We start from the raw sequence: 17,225 nt of genomic DNA, 5'->3' as shown, positions 1-17,225 counted from the left end.
TGTCTCAAGCACCGGGATGGGGCAAACCCCCCCTGCCCTCCCCCCCTGCCCGCGGGGGGCGGCCTCGGGAGCCGGACACGGGACCCTGTAGACCATGCCCCCAGTAGGCTCGGGGCATGGTCGACGATCCCGCCAGCGGCCTGAATCAGCTGCTCGGCACCGTGCACCGCCGCCTCGGCGAGAGCGTCAGTTCCCCGCGGACCCTGCGTGATCTGCTCGAGGCGGTGCTGGTGGTCGGCGCCGGCCTGGACCTGGACACCACCCTGCAGCGGATCGTGCGGACCGCCACCGAACTGCTCGGAGCGCGGTACGGCGCACTCGGTGTCCGGGCCCCCGGCGGCGGGCTGTCGGAGTTCGTGTACGAGGGCATCGACGCCGCCACCCGCGCGTCGATGGGCCACCTTCCGGAGGGCCGCGGCCTGCTCGGGCTGCTGATCGAGGATCCTCGGCCGGTCCGGATCCGCGACCTCGCCACCCACACCTCCTCGATCGGATTTCCCCCGAACCATCCCCCGATGCGCAGCTTCCTCGGGATGCCGATCATCGTGCGCGGTCGGGCGTTCGGCAGCATCTACCTCACCGAGAAGCGCGCCGGCCCGGAGTTCACCGACGAGGACCAGACCATCCTGACGGTGCTGGCCGAGGCGGCGGCGCTGGCGATCGACAATGCCCGACTGTTCGAGCAGTCCCGTACCCGGGAACGCTGGCTGACGGCGATGTCGTCGATCACCTCGCGGCTGCTGATCGGCGGTTCGGTACCCGAGACCCTGGACCTGCTGGTGCGGCAGGTACGTGAACTCGGCTCCGCGGACGCGGTCACCCTGGTCGACACCGTCGACTCGGACGGGGTCGTGCTCGCGTCCACCGATCCCCGACGAACGGTCGGGCAGCGCGTCGACTTCGCGGTGCTCAGCGCGGGCGCGGTCCGGTCGGCGACGGTGCCGGTGTCGGGCCCGCAGCACGTCCAGGGCGCGCTGGTGGTCAGCGCGGGCGCGGGCGGACCCGACTGGGACCCGGACGAGATGCAGCGACTCGCGTCGATGGCGGACCTGGCGGCGGTGGCCCTCGAGTTCGCGCACCAGCAGCGTCAGCAGCGGCTGCTGGACGTGCTCGCCGACCGCGACCGGATCGCCAGGGACCTGCACGACAACGTCATCCAACGCCTCTTCGCGACCGGGATGAGCCTGCAGTCGATTGCCGCGACGGCGTCGGGTCGTACCGCGGAGGTGCTCGCCAGGTCCGTCGAACAACTGGACACCACGGTCCGCGAGATCCGCACCACCATCTTCGATCTGCAGTCGGCGGAGGCCACCCCGACCGCCGGGCTGCGACGGCGGCTGCTGGACGTGGTCGGCGAGCTGACGTCCGAGGTCACCCCGTCGGTGCAGTTCTCCGGGGCGATCGACACCCTGGTCCCCCAGGCCATCGCCCTGCACGCGGAAGCCGTTCTCCGTGAGGGCCTTTCCAATGCGCGCCGACATGCCGCCGCGCGCTCGATCACCGTCACGGTGACGGCGGCCGACGAGTTCGTGGTCGCGATCGCGGACGACGGGGTCGGCATGTCCGGCACCGAACCCCGCAGCGGCCTGTCGAATCTGGCGAAGCGGGCCGCGGCGTGTGGCGGCGCCTGCGAGGTGCGGTCCGCCCTCGGCGGCGGCACCACCCTCACCTGGCGCGCACCGCTGGTGTGACACCGAACGGGCGGTTGCCGGGGCATCGGCCGAGTGGCCGGCGCGGCAACCGCCCGTTCGGTGGCGCGGGACGGGTCAGGCGATCGGTGGGAGGGTGACGACCTGCCCGGCGTAGGCAAGGCCCGCACCAAAACCGATCAGCAGCGCGGTGTCACCGGCCTTCGCGCCGCCGGACCGCAGCAGCTGCTCCATCGCCATCGGAATCGATGCGGCACTGGTGTTTCCGGCCTCCACGATGTCGCGGGCGACGGCGACGGAGTCGGGCACACCCAGCGCCCGGACCAGCGCGTCGGTGATCCGGCTGTTGGCCTGATGCGGCACGAACGCGTCGAGGTCGTCGACGGTGACACCGGAACGCTCCAGGGCGTCGCGGCAGGCCTTCTCCAGGAAGGTCACCGCCCACCGGAAGACCGCCTGCCCGTTCATGCGAATGTAGGGGCGCTCGGCATCCGCACCGCGGTCCGCGACCTCGGCGAAGTACGCCATGAAGTCCTTGTCCTGCTTGATCGCCGCGGTCTGCGCGCCGTCCGATCCCCACGCGACCGGGCCGATCCCCTCGACGTCGGACGGTCCGACCACGGCGGCACCCGCACCGTCGGCGAAGATGAATGCGCAGGTCCGGTCGGACGTGTCGAGCAGATCCGACAGCCGTTCGACGCCGATCACCAGGACGTGCCGCGCCTGGCCTGCCCGCACCAGGGCCGCCGCGTTGCCGAGCGCATAGCAGAACCCCGCGCACCCGGCGGAGACGTCGTAGGCGGCGGTGTCGTGCATGCCGAGTTCGGTGGCGACCACCGCGCCTGCCGAGGGCCCGAGCACCATCTGCGACGAGGTGGCCAACACCACGGCGTCGACCTGATCGGCGGCGATCCCGGCGGCGGACAGGGCGTCCCGCGCGGCGGCGACGCTCATCGAGACGATCGTCTCGTCGTCCGAGGCCCAGTGCCGAGCGGTGATCCCCGATCGGGTCCGGATCCACTCGTCGGAGGAATCGATGCGGTCGACGATCTCGGCGTTGGGGACGACGCGGCGGGGCCGGTACACCCCGAGACCGAGGAGCGCCGCGTTGGCGACGGGTGTTGCGGTGGCGATCTGGGCGGGCATGACATCCTCTCGCTATGAACCGACCGGTTCACGTCCGAATCCGATCTAACATGAACCGATCGGTTCACACAAGCGAATCGGAGGATTCCCATGACGCCGCCGCGCCCGCGCGCCCGCCTGCTCGCGAGCACCATCACGATGGTGCAGGAGTCCGGGATCCACGCGGCCGGGCTCACCGAACTCCTCAAGCGGAGCAACGCCTCCCGAAACTCGCTGTACCAGCACTTCCCGGCGGGCAAGAGTCAGCTGGTCGAGGCCGCGACCCGGATCGTCTCCCGGGTGGTGCACTCCCACCTTGCCGCGACCGCGGACGCCCTCGCGACCGCACCGTCGATCGAGCACTGGCTGGACGAGCTGCTCGCGTTCTGGCGCGAGCCGCTCGAATCGAGCGACTACCGGCTCGGTTCGTTCATGATGGCCGCCGCGCTGGACGAATCGGATCCGGCGGTGCGGGCCGCGGCCGGGCAGGCGTTCGACGAGTGGACGGCCCGACTCGCCGACGGCCTGGTCGCGGCCGGGATCCCCGCGGCAACCGCACGGCCGACAGCGGGCCTGCTGCTGTCGGTGATCGAAGGCGCGATCGTGCAGGCCCGCGCGCTCGGGTCGAGCCGCCCATTCACCGACGCGCACGGGCAGCTGACGGTGCTGCTGCGGCACCACCTCGACGGCGCGCGCTGACCGCGGCCGGAGTCCGCGTCACCGTCCGCGGCCGGGCCGGCCCCTCAGCTCGGTCGCCAGCACCGCCGCCTGCGTGCGGCGCTGCATCCCGAGCTTCGCCAGCAGCCGGGACACGTAGTTCTTCACCGTCTTCTCCGCCAGGTGCATGCGGGCCCCGATCTCCCGGTTCGTCAGCCCCTCCCCGATCAGGTCGAGCACCACCTTCTCCTGATCGGTGAGCACATCGACGAGACCGCCCTGGGTGCGCTGCTCGCGGATCCGGGCCAGCACCGCTGCCGTGTCCCGGTCGGCGAACAGGGAGCCGCCCGCGGCGACGGTTCGCACCGCGGAGATCAGGTCGGTGCCCAGTATCTGCTTGAGCAGGTAGCCGGACGCGCCTGCCATGACCGCGTCGAACAGCGCCTCGTCGTCCGAGAACGAGGTGAGCATCAGGCACCGCAGCCCCGGATGCGTCGACCGCAGTTCGCGGCACAACTCCACCCCGGACCCGTCGGGCAGCCGCACATCGAGCACCGCGACGTCGGCGCCGGACTCCGGATACCCCGCCAGCGCACCCGACACCGAGGACGCCTCCCCGACGACGGTGAGGTCGGGGGCGCCGCCGAGCAGGTCCACCAGACCCCGCCGCACGATCTCGTGGTCGTCGACCAGGAACAGCCGTGTCTGCATGCTCCGATCCCAGCACATCGGGACCTTCGGCACTATCGGCCGGGGTCCCCGTCGGCGAGGCTCGACGCCGTGACCGACCTGACCACCACCCGACCCGCGTCCGATGCCGCTGCCCTGTTCGAGACGGCGCTGGAGATGGCGTCCGCGGCCAAGCGCGGCAACGTCGCCCGGTGGGCCGAGGTCAAGTCCGCCCGGCACGACCCGGACGCGCTCGCGTTCCTGAACTCGGTCCTGCTCGGCGTGCTGATCGAGAATGACGCCGTCCGCCGCGGCGTGCACCCCACCGACGTGTGGGCGCAGTTGCGGGCGGGCGGGCTCGACGAGTTCGGCTGAACCGACACCGACGCTGCCGCGTCGCACGCGCGAAGGGCCGGTACCGATCGGTACCGGCCCTTCGCGCGGTGCGGGTCGGCCCGGTTACGGCGTCGGACGCACGATCAGCACCGGGCAGTCCGCGGTGCTCATCAGGGCCGCGCTGGTCGACCCGAGCAGCATGCCCGCGAATCCACCGCGGCCGTGGCTGCCGACGACGAGAAGCTGCGCCTGCTCGGCGAATTCGCTGAGCACCCGGACCGGCCGGTCGCGGCGGACCACCCGCTGCACCGGCACGTCCGGGTACTGCTCGATGTGACCGGCGAGCCGCTCCGACAGCACCGCCTCCTCCGCGGACTGGATCGAGCGCCAGTGCGGATCGTCCTCGGTCGCGCCGAGGGACGGCTGCACCGACACGTCGCTCCACACGTTCACCGCGATCAGTTGCGCGTTCCGCGCGGACGCCTCCCGGAACGCGGCAGCGAGCGCGTCCTCGCTGATCTCGGAACCGTCGACGCCGACCACGATCGGGCCCTCGGTCGGCGGCCTGCCGTCGAGCGTGCGCCCGCGAACCACCGCGACGGGCGCCGTCGAGTGCGCGGCGACCGCGCGGGCGACCGACCCGAGCAGCGCCCCGCTGAATTCGCCGAGCCCCCGATTGCCGAGGACGATCATCGACGCCCGCGGCGCGTACTGGAGCAGGATCTCCGAGATCCGGCCCTCGTGCAGCTTGCTGTCCACCTCGAGCAGACCCACCTCCTCGGCGGCCTCGCGGGCGAGTACCGCGGCGCTGTCGAGGTGGGCACGGCCCGCGTTCTTCAGGTCGTCGCCGTAGCCGCGCACCAGATAGGGCTCGGTGTAGTAGTAGGCGGGTACGTGCACGACGGAGACGAGCAGCAGCGGAAGCGTGCGGGCCGCGGCCGTTCGCGCCGCCCACACCACGGCCGTCGACGCCGATTCCGATCCGTCCACGCCAACCACGACGGGCTTGCCTGCGCTCATGCTGCTCCCTCACTCGGCTCGAGACACTGTCGGTGCCCATTGTCCCGGTTCCGGGGCCGCGCCGCGTCGGTCGACGGTCCGTGTCGTGCGTCGCGGCCATCACCCCCGCCCCGCCGGGAACCATGAGGCGGGGGTGTCGCTGCGCTACGCGTCGATGATGGAGCGCAGCTTCTCGATCTGGGAGACCCGGCCCGCGGTGTCGGGGGCCATCGGGGTGACGGTCAGGGTCGTCGCGCCCGCCTCCTTGAACGCGGCCACCCGCTCCCGGACGTACCCCTCGGGGCCGATCAGCGAGATCGCGCGCACCAGTTCGTCCGGCACCGCGGCCGCGGCCTCCTGCTTCTTGCCGTCCAGGTACAGGTCCTGGATGGTCTTCGCCTCCGCCTCGTATCCGTACCGGCAGGCGAGATCGTTGTAGAAGTTCTTGCCGCGCGCACCCATGCCGCCGATGTACAGCGCGAGGTGCGGCTTGATCCATTCCAGCATGTGCTCGACGTCGTCACCGATCGCGAGCGCCGGGCCGGCGTAGATCTCCAGCTCGCCCAGCGCCGGGTCGCGCTTGGCCTTGCCGGCGTCCAGCGACTCGCCCCACACGGTCCGGGCCTTCTCCGGGTGGAAGAAGATCGGCTGCCAGCCCTCGGCGATCTCGGCGGTCAGCGCCACATTCTTTGGGCCGAGCGCGGCGATGACGATCGGGATCCGTTCGCGCACCGGGTGGTTGATCAGCTTGAGCGGCTTGCCGAGCCCGGTGCCCTTCTCGGCGGGCAGCGGCACCTGGTAGTACTTGCCGTCGTACTGCACCTTCTCGCGGCGCCACACCTGGCGGCAGATGTCGACGAGCTCGCGGGTGCGCCCGAGCGGGGCGTCGTACTTCACGCCGTGGAAGCCCTCGATGACCTGCGGGCCGGAGGCACCGATGCCGAGCACGAACCGTCCGCCGGAGACGTAGTCGAGCCCGGCGGCGGTCATCGCCATCAATGACGGGGTGCGGGTGTAGATCTGGAAGATCCCGGACGCCAGCTTCAGGCTGGTGGTCTTCGCGGCGAGGAAGCCGAGCTGGCTGACCGCGTCGAACGAATAGGCCTCGGCGATGAACGCGATGTCGAGGCCCGCCCGTTCGAGGTCGGCGACCTCGGCGACCGTTTCGGCGAACCCGCCGCTGTAGGTGATCTGGGTTCCGATGTGCACCGGGACACTCCAATCGGCTGTGAGGTGACTGCTCGCTAGGACATTACGCAGCCAGGTCGGGAAACCGTAGGACCGAGGCGAGCGGGATCGATGACCCGGGGGCGGGTGACGGTCGCCACGGCACGGCGGCGGATGTAACCAACCCCACAGTTTTGCATCAACCTGCAAGTTTGCAGAGAACTGCACTTTCCGTACGTTGGTTGGGGTGAGCACCCCCACCGGCCTGCGCGACCAGAAGAAGGCCGCCACCCGCCTGGCACTCAGCGAGGCCGCGATCCGCCTCGCGAAACCGGCCGGCCTCGGCGGCGTCACCGCCGAGGCGATCGCGGCGGAGGCCGGCGTGTCCACCCGCACGTTCCACAACTACTTCGCCTCCAAGGAAGAAGCGGTGCTCTACCGCTTCGAGGCCGACGTCGCGGGCTGGGTGGAACGCCTCTACGCGCGCCCCCTCGACGAACCGATCTGGGACTCCCTCGAGGCGATCGTCCTGTCCATCGTCCTCGATCCGGTCCGCGATCTGGAGGACGTCCGCGCCGAGATGATGCTGATCGAGGACAGCCCCGCGCTGCTGGCCCGCCACATCGCCCTGCACGGCCGGGTCACCCGCACCCTCGGCGAGGCGATCGCGGCGCGCACCGGGACGGACGTCGACACCGACCTGTATCCGAACGTGCTGCAGATGGCGGTCGGCACCGCGGCCAAGTCCGCGATCGAGCTGTGGCTCGGCGGCAACACCGGCCATCCCACACCGGAGCCCCTGGTCCGGGAGACGTTCGCGATGCTGCGTGCCGGGCTCCCGCAGCCGACTCCCCGCAGACCCCCCGCCGCCCGGCCAGCGCCGCCCGTCCCCTAACCGACCACCGACCCGCCCAGCCACCCGCACCCCCGACACACGAAGGGTCCTTCATGGCCACCTACCTGTACCGGATCGGCAAGTTCGCCTACCGGCGCAAGGGCACCGTCCTGTCCATCTGGCTCGCCATCCTCGTCCTGATGGGTGTCGGCGCCGCGACCCTGTCCGGCCCGACCAACGATTCGTTCTCCATCCCGGGGACCCCCGCGCAGAAGGCGCAGGACCTGATGGCGGAACGGTTCCCGGCAGGCGACAAGGACCCGTTCAGTTCGATCTCCGCGCGGTACGTGTTCGCCGCTCCGGAGGGTCAGACCCTCGACAGTCCGGGGAATCAGGCCGCGATGGATGCCACCCTCGCGCAGATCCGCGGCATCGAGTTGGTGGATCCGGCCGCGAAGGTCGACCCGGCGACCGCGTCACCCGAGGAGTCCCGGGGCGCGCTGGTCAACCCCGTCGTCGCGAACGAGCAGCTGACGGCGATGACAACCGCGCAGGCCGAGGAGACCGGGAAGCCCGTCGACCAGGCCCTCGCCGATGCGCAGGCACTCTCCCCGCTCAGCCCCGACCGGACGGTCGGCTACGTCGAGGTCCCGTTCGGCGGCGACTACCAGGATGTCACCACCGAGCTGACCGACCGGATCGACGCCGCGGCGCAGGTCGCACGGGACGCCGGGCTGACCGTCAAGGTCAGCGGCTCCGCCGCGCAGACCCCCGAAATGCCGGGCGGATCCGCCGAACTCATCGGCCTCGCCGTTGCCGCCGTCGTGCTGATGCTCACCTTCGGTTCCCTGGTCGCGGCCGGCCTGCCGCTGATCTCCGCGATCATCGGTGTCGGCATCGGCTCGCTCGGTATCACGGTCGCGACCGGCTTCACCGAGCTCGGGTCGATGACACCGACCCTGGCCGTGATGATCGGCCTCGCCGTCGCGATCGACTACTCGCTGTTCATCGTGTCCCGCTTCCGGCACGAGATCACCGTCACCGGCAACCGGGAGGAGGCCGCGGGTCGCGCGGTCGGCACCGCCGGATCCGCGGTGGTGTTCGCGGGCCTGACGGTGATCATCGCGCTCGTCGCGCTCCGTGTCGTCGGCATCAAGTTCCTCTCCGACATGGGCATGGCCGCCGCGTTCGCGGTACTGATCGCGGTGCTCGTCGCGCTGACCTTCCTGCCCGCCTTCCTCGGCCTGCTCGGCAGGAAGGCGTTCGCGGGGCGGCTACCGTTCGTCACGGCGCCGGACCCGGAGGCGGAGGACGCGGCCCCCGGTCCGGCCACCCGCTACGCGGGCTGGGTCGGCCGCAGGCCCGCGATCCCGCTGATCGCCGGCATCGCCGTCCTCGGCGTCCTCGCGCTGCCCGCCGCCGGACTGAAGCTGGCCCTGCCGTCCGAGAGCACCGGCGACCCCGCGACCAGTTCGCGGCAGGCGTATGACCTGGTGTCCGACGCGTTCGGCCCCGGCCGCAATTCCCCGCTGATCGTCGTCGTCGACGCCAAGGACGCCACGGTCCCGGCACCCGAGGCGTTCGGCACGGTGGTCCGGACGATCTCCGAGCAGGACGACGTCGTCAACGCGCAGATCGTCGCGATGAACCCGGCCGGGGACACCGCCCAGATCCTCGTCACCCCCGGCAGCGCCCCCACCGACAGCCGGACCGTCGACCTGATGCAGTCGATCCGCGACGGCGAGGGCGACCTGCACGAGCAGATCGGCGTCAACTACGGCGTCACCGGGCAGACCGCGTTGGAGACGGACATCTCCGATCGACTGCTCGGCGCACTGGTCCCCTACCTGATCATCGTCGTCGGGTTGGCGTTCATCCTGCTGATGCTGGTGTTCCGGTCGATCCTGGTGCCGCTGACCGCGGCCCTCGGCTTCCTGCTCAGCGTCGCGGCCACCTTCGGTGCCACCGTCGCGATCTTCCAGGAGGGCTGGGGCGGGCTCATCTCGAACCCGCAGCCGCTGGTCAGCTTCATGCCGATCTTCCTGATCGGGGTGGTGTTCGGCCTCGCGATGGACTACCAGGTGTTCCTGGTGACCCGGATGCGCGAGGAGTACGTGCACGGTGCGTCCGCGAAGGAGGCCATGACCATTGGCTTCAGCCACGGCGCCCGCGTCGTGTCCGCGGCCGCGCTGATCATGATCTCGGTGTTCGGCGCGTTCATCCTCGAACCCAACTCGTTCATCAAGTCGATCGGGTTCGCCCTCGCCGCCGCCGTCCTGTTCGACGCGTTCATCGTCCGGATGGTGATCATCCCCGCGGTGATGGCGGTGCTCGGGGACAAGGCGTGGTGGCTGCCAAAGTGGCTGGACAGGATCCTGCCGAACGTCGACATCGAGGGCGAGAAGCTCCGTCGCGAACTGCCCGACGAGCAGGCCAGCCCGGCACCGGCCGCACCGTAGCCCGGGTTCCGGCACGACACCTCCGGCCGCGTCGGCACCGCGACGCGGCCGGAGGTGTCGTCCGGCCCGGACCCGCTTCCCGACATAGGCTGGGTGAACGCGCCGGGTGGCACCACCCGGCGCCGGACGGCGGACGGGAATTCGATGACCCAGCAATCCCATTCGGAGCCGGTACGCGGCGCAACCGCGGGCGCCCGCGCCGGGCTCGGCCTGGCCAGCAAGGTGGCGCTGACCACCGGCGCCGACTTCTGGCACACGGCCGCGATCCCGGAAGCGGGGGTGCCCGCACTGTTGGTCACCGACGGGCCGCACGGCCTGCGCAAGCAGTCCGAGGGCGGCGACGCCCTCGGACTCGGTGACAGCGTCCCCGCGACCTGCTTTCCGCCGGCCGTCGGCCTCGGGTCGAGTTGGAACGTCGACCTGATCCATACCGTCGGCACCGCGCTCGGCGACGAGGCGCGCGCCGAGGGGGTGTCGGTCCTGCTCGGGCCGGGGGTGAACATCCGTCGATCCCCGCTGTGCGGACGGAACTTCGAGTACTACTCGGAGGACCCGTTCCTGGCCGGGACACTCGGCGCCGCCTGGGTGCTTGGCGTGCAATCCCGCGGCGTCGGAACCTCACTCAAGCATTTCGCCGCGAACAATCAGGAAACCGACCGGATGCGGGTCGACGTGCAGGCCGACGAGCGCACCCTCCGCGAGATCTACCTCCCCGCCTTCGAACGCATCGTCACCACCGCCCTACCGTGGACGGTGATGTGCTCGTACAACACGCTGCGGGGCGTAGCGGTGAGCGAGAACCGGTGGCTGCTGACGACGGTGCTCCGCGACGAATGGGGTTTCGACGGCCTGGTGATGTCGGATTGGGGCGCGGTGAACGACCGGGTGCGCGCTCTGGCCGCTGGGCTGGATCTGACGATGCCAGCGGCGGCGGGCGACGACGCGGTGATCGCGGCCGTCGAGTCGGGAGCGCTGGACGAGGCGATCGTCGACACGGCGGTGGAGCGGGTGCTGGCCCTAGTTGACCGGGCGACCGCCACCGACGCGGGCCGCTATGACACCGACGCCCACCACGCGCTCGCCGCCGCGGCGGCAACCGAGTCCGCGGTGCTACTCAAGAACGAGGACGGGCTGCTGCCGCTCGAGGCGACGGCGCTCGAGTCGATCGCGGTGATCGGCGAGTTCGCTCGCACCCCACGATTCCAGGGGTCCGGCAGTTCCCAGGTCGTCCCGACCCGCGTCGACTCCGTCCTCGACGCGATCACCGAACTCGCAGGGACGGCTGCGCGTTTCGAGCCCGGGTTCCGGTTGGACGGGGTCGCGGACCCCGACCTGGTCGCGGAGGCGGTGACGCTCGCCGGGTCGGCGGACACGGTGCTGCTGTTCCTCGGGCTACCGACGGCGGTCGAGTCGGAGGGGTTCGACCGCACCGGCCTCGCCCTGCCCGCCGACCAGTTGGCCCTGCTCGATGCCGTCGCTGACGTCAATCCCCGTGTCGCCGTTGTGCTGTCGAACGGCGCGGTGGTCTCGGTCGCCGATTGGCGGGACCGCGCGCAAGCGATCCTGGAGGGGTGGCTGCTCGGGCAGGCCGGTGGGTCCGCGACGGTGGACCTGCTGTTCGGGCTGGCGACGCCGTCGGGTCGGCTGACCGAGACGATCCCGCTGCGACTCGAGGACACCCCGAGTCGCCTCAACTTCCCCGGCTCCGACGGCGTCGTCGTCTACGGCGAACGAATCCACGTCGGGTACCGCTGGTTCGACACCCTGGACGTGCCGGTGGCATACCCGTTCGGATTCGGCTTGTCCTACACCACCTTCGACTACGCCGACCTCGCGCTCGACCCGTCCGGCGACGGCCTGACGGTGTCGTTCACCGTCACCAACACCGGCGACCGGGCCGGGGCGGAGGTGGCGCAGGTCTACGTCCGCGACGTCGAGTCCACCGTCGATCGGCCGGTCCACGAGCTGAAGGGCTTCGCGAAGGTGCTGTTGGTGCCGGGCGAGTCTCGGCAGGTGACGATCGCCCTCGACGAGCGCGCGTTCGCGTTCTGGTCGGTCCGCGAGCACCGCTGGGTGGTGGAGGCGGGCGACTTCGAGATTCGGGTCGGCGCGTCCTCACGGGATATCCGGCTGGCCGGGGTCCACACCTCCCCCGGTGACGGGATCCCGCCGACCCTAACCGGGATGTCCACGCTCGGCGAGTGGTTCGCGCATCCTATTGGCGGGCCGCTGCTGGCGGAGGCGTTCGCGGCAGCCGGCGGCGGCCCCGGACTCGGTGACGTGGATCCGCTGCTGCTGAAGATGGCGGCGGGCGCGCCGCTGACGAAGCTGGCGGCGTTCAGCCCCGGCATGACCGGCACCGTCATCGACGGGCTGGTCGAGGCCGTGCGCGAGCACACATTCCGCCCCTGACACCGCGACGAGAGGCGGCGAGATGAACAGTCCGAAGCATCTGGCACCGGAGGCCGTCGAACCGGGCGCTCGGACCAGGAAGCTGCGCACGCCGCTGTTCTGGGCGGCCCCGATCCTGGTGGTCGCGCTGCTGATGTCGCTGCTTGCGGCGCTGTACCTGGGCGGGATCCTGGACCCGAAGGGGAGCCTGCACGGCTTTCCGATCGCCGTCGTCAACCAGGACGAGGGGGATGTGCCTCCGGGGTCGGATGCCCGGCAGAACATCGGCGAGCAGATCGTCGCGGGCCTCACCGACGGGATTCCCGCCGACAAGGTGGACCTGCGGCAGGTCGGGATCGGCACCGCGCAGTCGATGCTCGACTCCGCGGAGGTGTACGGCGCGATCATGATCCCGTCGGACTTCACGAAACGCATGATGATCCTCGCCCAGTCCAGCGTGGTGCCGGGGGATGTGGAACGCCCGATCATCACGGTGTACACGAATCCGCGGGCAGGAACGTTCGGTGTCGGGATCGTCGAGGCCATCACCGGGCCCGCGATGGAGACGGTCAACGAGACGGTCGGCAGGCAGGTCACCGAGCAGGTCGCCGCCGGGGTCGGCGACACCCCGGTGCCCGGCGCGTCCCGGCTCACGCTGGCGGAGCCGATCAACGTGCTGACCGTCCCGCACAAGCCGCTGCCGGACGGCACCGGGAACGGGCTGTCCGCGTTCTACTACGCACTGCTGGTCCTTCTCGCCGGATTCACCGGGGCGATGATCGTCAACACCCTGATCGACGGCATGCTTGGGTTCGCGCCAACCGAGTTCGGCCCGCGGTATCTGCACAATCCGGCGGTCGAGATCTCGCGGCTGCAGACCCTCGCGGTGAAGTGGGCGGTGATGCTGGTGGTCGCACCGCTGGTGTCGGGGTTGTACGTGTGGATTTCGCATCTGCTGTCGATGCCGCTGCAGAACGCGTTGGGACTGTGGCTGTACGGCACGTTCGCGATCGCGGCGGTGGGGATCACGGCGATGTCGGTGCTGGCGATCTTCGGTACCGCGGGCATGATCATCAACCTGATCATCTTCGTCGTCCTCGGACTGCCGTCCGCGGGCGGCACGATCCCGATCGAGGCCACCCCGCCGTTCTTCGGCTGGCTGGCGAGCTTCGAGCCGATGCACCAGGTGTTCCTCGGGGTGCGGGCGCTGCTGTACTTCGGCGAGGGTGGGGCACGGGAGTTGACGCACGCGGTGACGATGACGGCGATCGGGTTGGCCGTCGGCCTGGTGATCGGTGCGGTCACCGCGGCACTGTACGACCGCAAGGGGTTCCACCGCGGGGTCGCGACGACGCCGGCCTGACCGGGGTCAGAGGAGCTTCGACCCCTTGCCGATCCGGCGGCGCAGATCCCGCATCAGCAGGCGGCTCCCGCCGTTCCGGATGAAGCCGGGCAGGAACCGGTTGACGAACGAGACGAAGATGAACAGGTGCTCGAATCGGCGCCGGTCGTCCGCGGTCCACTCCAGTCCGAGTTGTTCGCGGAACAGCGGCGGCAGGAAACCGATCGTCAGGAAGCGCAGCAGGTTCCGAAACGGTGCCCGGATCGGCCACGCGATCATCCGCAGTCCGACGAGGTCATCGACGAAGCGGGCGGTCCGCTCGTCGAACCGGACCCGCGCGCAGGCGGTGTTCCAGTAGGTGTCGAAGTCGGCGCGGGTCGCGGGCCACATCTCCTCGGTGACCTGCAGCGTCGTCCCGAGCGTGGCGGACCGTTGGTAGAAGTGCTCAAGGTCATCCGCCGACAGCTTCCCGTGCAGCAGCTGGTGCGAGTCCTCGAACCCGATGTAGAGGCAGGCCGCGACCCACAGCTGCAGTTCCCTGTTGAAGGCGTTGTACTCGACCGGGCTCGTCTCGTCGGATCGGACGTGTCGGTGCGCGCCGTTGACGGCCTCCCGGTAGGCGGCACGTTCGTCGTCGGTCCCGAGGATCGCGACGGCGAGATACTGGGTGGTGGTGCGGGCCCGCTTCCACGGATGCTGCATCAGCGCCCCGGACGGCACCCTGCTCTCGATCACCCCGCACGCGACCTCGGGCCAGCCGATCTGCATGACCACGTTCGCGGCAGCTCCGGCGAAGGACCAGAAGTCGAGGGCGTCGGTGAGATCCGGGTGCTTCCGGGCCACCCGGGTGCGGGTGGTGGTGATCGCGATGCGGGTCTGCGCGGCGGTCAGCAGCGGTGGGTGTCCGAGATCGACATAGCTGCGCGGCATGCGTCCCCTCCGACTGACACCCGTTGACGAAACAGTCTGCATTTCACTACTTCTCGTCGGTGTTGACGTCATCCCCCCTCCTCGACGACGTCAACACCACCGCGAATTGCCGTTAACATACCACCCGCGCGGCGCCCGTCAAGAGGGTTCCGTCGACCCGGCCGACAGGCCGTTGGCGGGTACCCCGCTACACTTCCTAGTTGCACCGGGGTGACAGACCCCGACGCCCTCGTAGCTCAGGGGATAGAGCACGGCTCTCCTAAAGCCGGTGTCGCAGGTTCGAATCCTGCCGAGGGCACAGAGACACCGCCGCCCTCCGGCGGGGTGCGACCACGCGATGGACCGCCAGCGTCACACGCAGGCGGGCAGGGTTCATTCGTCGACGGCCAGCGCCGGGCCCGGCTCACTCAGTCTCGTCGCTCTGCGCCCAGGCAGCCAAGGCGCATGACCTATGACCCCGCGCCCGTCGCTCCTACCAGGTGTGCACGCAGGGCATCGGCAACCATCCCGGGATTCTCCAGCATCGGTATGTGCCCAACGCCGGGCAGGACCACCTCCGCCACGTGCTCAGGCAGTTCGTCGATCAGTCGCTGCATGCACTCTTCCCGGGTGAGGAATGAGTCGAACTCGGACAGGATCAGGGTCGTCGGCGCGGTGACCCGGTCGAGGTGGGTGAGCGGCCCGTCCCGCAGGAACGCCAGCTGGATCGGCAGGTAGACGGGGCAGTGCGACACCGCGCGGAGCACGTTGGCCGCGTCGTCGGGGGTGACGGCGTCGAGATCCCTGCTGCAGTTCCGGATGATCGGACGCTGGAAGCGCTCCCTGGTGGCCACACGGTCGCCGAGGAGACGGGCGACCGCCGCCAGCGGAAACTGCGCGGTGAACCCCACCCCGAGCCGGAACTCGGTTGCCGAGAATCGCTCCCATCCCCCACCGGGATTGATCGCAGCCAACGATCGTGCACGACCTCGCCGCTCGAGTTCGAAGCCGACCTGTCCGCCCAGGGAGTTACCCGCAACGTGGCAGGTGTGCCAGCCAAGGGCGTCGAGGTTGCGTTCGATTCCGTCGGCAAGCCCACGAATCCCCAGTTCCCGCATGCGCAGGCGCGGGCCGCCCCAGTGCCCCGGCATGGTCATCGCCAGGACGTCGTAGTCGCTCGAAAGGTCATCGACGATGGCGTGCCACACGTGGTGCGAGAGCGTGAATCCGTGCAACAGCAGTACCGGATCCCCCGCTCCCGCTCGATTCACGGATGTCACGAACTCGCCGTTTCTCATCACTTCCTTCTAGCAGAGCGCACCCGGGGCAGTCCACGCGTTCGGCTCGCCTCCGAGGCCGAACGGCCATCCGCCTGCCCGGTTCGGGCATATGGGACCATCAAGGCATGGAACCCCTGAAGCCGTGGGAGATGACGTGGCTCGCAGCCCATTTGCGCCACTACCTCGTCAATGCTCGCCGATTCCTCACGGGGTGGCGGATCACGGAGATCCCGCCCACGGACCACCCTGACCGCGATCGACGCTGAGGCGCCGGCCGGGCTGGCGCGATAGCCTCCGTAGCCGGTGGGGAACCCAACCCCAGATTTCAATCTGCCCCATAGTCGGCGCATTCCGGTGGGGATCTCACAAGGGTGCTGACGCTGACGGCTCGACGACTTCCGTTGCAGAATCGAGAGACATCCTGTGTTCATAGCTAGTCTTGACCGTCGCCGGTACGAGAAGTCCCATGGCGTATTCCTCGCAATGGTTGGCGTCGCTGCTGTAACTGGCATCGCATTGGGGGCCAGTGCGCTGTTCGGGTACGAACGCGGAGTCGACGGGGCCGTGACCTTGTTCTCGCTGTCGGTCGGCGGTGTCGCTACCGGAGTTCTCGAGGCGCTGGCACGTAAGCGTTGGGGTACCGGCGTGCCGATCGTGCTTTTGATCCTGAACTTCGTTCTCACAGCTGTTGGCGTCTGGCTGCTGACAGATCTCATCCCGCGTTAGCATTCGCCTCCCCGGCAGGAGGGTGAACCGGTCCGGGAATCAGCTCACACAGTTCGGCGTCGACGTCCATGCCGCACGCTCGACACCGGCACGAAGGCGTTCTTCACCGACCCGCATTCTCCGTGACTGCGTCCGACCATCGAGAACACGAACGCCGTTTTGCGACAGTGTTTTCCGAGGAGAACGGACGTGTCACCTTGGAGCGCCGAAGATCTCGAAGCGGTCACGTTGGCCGTCAATAACCGACCGCGGAAGGTGCTCGGCTGGAATCCGGCCGAGGTGTTCGCCGAGCAGTTGCAGTTGCTCGAACAAGGCGATGTTGCGTCGACCGGTTGAGTCCGCCCCGATCGTTCAGCGGCAGGCAAGCAGCGACTCAATCGCACCCCAGCGAGAGCGGCATCCACACAGGTTATGGAACGCGAATATTGTTGCGCATCAATCACATCCACACTCGAACACCCTTGCTATCGAACACACATACGAGTAACGTCAAGACATGGACCTCGACGAGCTACTCACCACACCCCACCGGGTACAGGCGTGGCAACTCGACGAAAACACACTGCTCACACTCATCCCCGAACTATCCGAACGACTGCGCCAACTCGACGCCCTCCGCGTCCACCTCGTCCACGAGATCGACGAACGCGGCACCACCCACACACTCGGCGCATCCTCCAC

The 17,225-nt window shown here is 69.6% G+C and carries 15 protein-coding genes, 1 tRNA gene and 1 pseudogene; 11 read left to right on the top strand and 6 right to left on the bottom strand.

All coding sequences use genetic code 11. The features are described 5' to 3' along the window. Nucleotides 1-116 precede the first annotated feature (116 nt). Nucleotides 117-1,691 carry a sensor histidine kinase gene (locus ACWF62_RS06120; RefSeq protein ID WP_378571578.1) on the top strand — a complete coding sequence of 525 codons (1,575 nt, stop codon included), beginning with the start codon at nucleotides 117-119 and terminating at the stop codon, nucleotides 1,689-1,691. Nucleotides 1,692-1,766: 75 nt separating this feature from the next. Here ACWF62_RS06120 and ACWF62_RS06115 read toward each other — a convergent pair whose 3' ends face one another. After that, the gene (locus ACWF62_RS06115; protein ID WP_378571580.1) at nucleotides 1,767-2,795 is read right to left on the bottom strand and encodes a beta-ketoacyl-ACP synthase III; all 1,029 of its coding nucleotides are present in this window, start codon (nucleotides 2,793-2,795) and stop codon (nucleotides 1,767-1,769) included. Between the two features lie 90 nt (nucleotides 2,796-2,885). On the opposite strand from ACWF62_RS06115, the gene ACWF62_RS06110 reads away from it, so the two are divergent. After that, nucleotides 2,886-3,473, top strand: a complete 588-nt coding sequence (locus ACWF62_RS06110; protein WP_378571582.1) for a TetR/AcrR family transcriptional regulator — start codon at nucleotides 2,886-2,888, stop codon at nucleotides 3,471-3,473. 18 nt (nucleotides 3,474-3,491) lie between these two features. Here ACWF62_RS06110 and ACWF62_RS06105 read toward each other — a convergent pair whose 3' ends face one another. Next, on the bottom strand, nucleotides 3,492-4,142 hold the full coding sequence (locus tag ACWF62_RS06105) for a response regulator (RefSeq protein ID WP_378571584.1): 651 nt from the start codon (nucleotides 4,140-4,142) through the stop codon (nucleotides 3,492-3,494). Between the two features lie 69 nt (nucleotides 4,143-4,211). Here ACWF62_RS06105 and ACWF62_RS06100 point away from each other — a divergent pair, with 69 nt between their 5' ends. Beyond that, a complete protein-coding gene (locus tag ACWF62_RS06100; protein ID WP_378505566.1) occupies nucleotides 4,212-4,475 on the top strand; it encodes a hypothetical protein in 264 nt (87 codons plus the stop codon). Nucleotides 4,476-4,559: 84 nt separating this feature from the next. Here ACWF62_RS06100 and ACWF62_RS06095 read toward each other — a convergent pair whose 3' ends face one another. Together ACWF62_RS06095 and ACWF62_RS06090 are read right to left on the bottom strand one after the other, a co-directional pair. Beyond that, on the bottom strand, nucleotides 4,560-5,456 hold the full coding sequence (locus tag ACWF62_RS06095; RefSeq protein ID WP_452629635.1) for a universal stress protein: 897 nt from the start codon (nucleotides 5,454-5,456) through the stop codon (nucleotides 4,560-4,562). 144 nt (nucleotides 5,457-5,600) lie between these two features. Next, entirely contained in the window at nucleotides 5,601-6,644 is a 1,044-nt protein-coding gene (locus tag ACWF62_RS06090) for an LLM class F420-dependent oxidoreductase (protein WP_378505564.1), read from the bottom strand. A gap of 205 nt (nucleotides 6,645-6,849) precedes the next feature. On the opposite strand from ACWF62_RS06090, the gene ACWF62_RS06085 reads away from it, so the two are divergent. The 4 genes from ACWF62_RS06085 (at nucleotide 6,850) to ACWF62_RS06070 (ending at nucleotide 13,650) form a co-directional block, all read left to right on the top strand. Next, nucleotides 6,850-7,497, top strand: coding sequence for a TetR/AcrR family transcriptional regulator (locus ACWF62_RS06085; protein WP_378505563.1), 648 nt, complete (start codon nucleotides 6,850-6,852; stop codon nucleotides 7,495-7,497). A gap of 53 nt (nucleotides 7,498-7,550) precedes the next feature. Further along, nucleotides 7,551-9,896, top strand: coding sequence for an MMPL family transporter (locus ACWF62_RS06080; protein ID WP_378505562.1), 2,346 nt, complete (start codon nucleotides 7,551-7,553; stop codon nucleotides 9,894-9,896). Between the two features lie 144 nt (nucleotides 9,897-10,040). Further along, nucleotides 10,041-12,308 (top strand): glycoside hydrolase family 3 C-terminal domain-containing protein, encoded by a 2,268-nt coding sequence (locus ACWF62_RS06075; RefSeq protein ID WP_452629634.1) that lies wholly within the window; start codon nucleotides 10,041-10,043, stop codon nucleotides 12,306-12,308. Nucleotides 12,309-12,330: 22 nt separating this feature from the next. Beyond that, nucleotides 12,331-13,650: a YhgE/Pip domain-containing protein gene (locus tag ACWF62_RS06070; RefSeq protein WP_452629633.1), complete on the top strand. Its 1,320-nt coding sequence runs from the start codon at nucleotides 12,331-12,333 to the stop codon at nucleotides 13,648-13,650. A 6-nt stretch (nucleotides 13,651-13,656) separates the two neighbouring features. On the opposite strand, the gene ACWF62_RS06065 is transcribed toward ACWF62_RS06070, so the two are convergent. Continuing rightward, nucleotides 13,657-14,559, bottom strand: a complete 903-nt coding sequence (locus tag ACWF62_RS06065; protein WP_452629632.1) for an oxygenase MpaB family protein — start codon at nucleotides 14,557-14,559, stop codon at nucleotides 13,657-13,659. Nucleotides 14,560-14,784: 225 nt separating this feature from the next. On the opposite strand from ACWF62_RS06065, the gene ACWF62_RS06060 reads away from it, so the two are divergent. After that, nucleotides 14,785-14,857: transfer RNA gene (locus ACWF62_RS06060), tRNA-Arg, on the top strand. A gap of 151 nt (nucleotides 14,858-15,008) precedes the next feature. On the opposite strand, the gene ACWF62_RS06055 is transcribed toward ACWF62_RS06060, so the two are convergent. Next, nucleotides 15,009-15,809 (bottom strand): alpha/beta fold hydrolase, encoded by an 801-nt coding sequence (locus ACWF62_RS06055; protein WP_452629630.1) that lies wholly within the window; start codon nucleotides 15,807-15,809, stop codon nucleotides 15,009-15,011. Nucleotides 15,810-16,382: 573 nt separating this feature from the next. On the opposite strand from ACWF62_RS06055, the gene ACWF62_RS06050 reads away from it, so the two are divergent. The 3 genes and pseudogenes from ACWF62_RS06050 to ACWF62_RS06040 form a co-directional block, all read left to right on the top strand. Next, entirely contained in the window at nucleotides 16,383-16,544 is a 162-nt protein-coding gene (locus ACWF62_RS06050) for a hypothetical protein (RefSeq protein WP_378505557.1), read from the top strand. 78 nt (nucleotides 16,545-16,622) lie between these two features. Continuing rightward, nucleotides 16,623-16,880, top strand: a pseudogene (locus tag ACWF62_RS06045) (transposase); the annotation flags it as partial. Nucleotides 16,881-17,040: 160 nt separating this feature from the next. Next, nucleotides 17,041-17,225 (top strand): hypothetical protein (locus tag ACWF62_RS06040; protein WP_452629629.1); only part of this gene is annotated, 185 nt, incomplete at its 3' end.

Source organism: Rhodococcus sp. NPDC054953 (assembly GCF_053609225.1).
This window is presented reverse-complemented; position numbering and strand designations above follow the sequence as displayed.

What these genes read in the sequence shown, in the direction of transcription:
- ACWF62_RS06095 (WP_452629635.1), bottom strand. Translation starts at nt 5,456, where the DNA reads ATGAGCGCAGGCAAGCCCGTCGTGGTTGGCGTGGACGGATCGGAATCG.
- ACWF62_RS06110 (WP_378571582.1), top strand. Translation starts at nt 2,886, where the DNA reads ATGACGCCGCCGCGCCCGCGCGCCCGCCTGCTCGCGAGCACCATCACG.
- ACWF62_RS06065 (WP_452629632.1), bottom strand. Translation starts at nt 14,559, where the DNA reads ATGCCGCGCAGCTATGTCGATCTCGGACACCCACCGCTGCTGACCGCC.
- ACWF62_RS06080 (WP_378505562.1), top strand. Translation starts at nt 7,551, where the DNA reads ATGGCCACCTACCTGTACCGGATCGGCAAGTTCGCCTACCGGCGCAAG.
- ACWF62_RS06120 (WP_378571578.1), top strand. Translation starts at nt 117, where the DNA reads ATGGTCGACGATCCCGCCAGCGGCCTGAATCAGCTGCTCGGCACCGTG.
- ACWF62_RS06075 (WP_452629634.1), top strand. Translation starts at nt 10,041, where the DNA reads ATGACCCAGCAATCCCATTCGGAGCCGGTACGCGGCGCAACCGCGGGC.
- ACWF62_RS06070 (WP_452629633.1), top strand. Translation starts at nt 12,331, where the DNA reads ATGAACAGTCCGAAGCATCTGGCACCGGAGGCCGTCGAACCGGGCGCT.
- ACWF62_RS06105 (WP_378571584.1), bottom strand. Translation starts at nt 4,142, where the DNA reads ATGCAGACACGGCTGTTCCTGGTCGACGACCACGAGATCGTGCGGCGG.
- ACWF62_RS06115 (WP_378571580.1), bottom strand. Translation starts at nt 2,795, where the DNA reads ATGCCCGCCCAGATCGCCACCGCAACACCCGTCGCCAACGCGGCGCTC.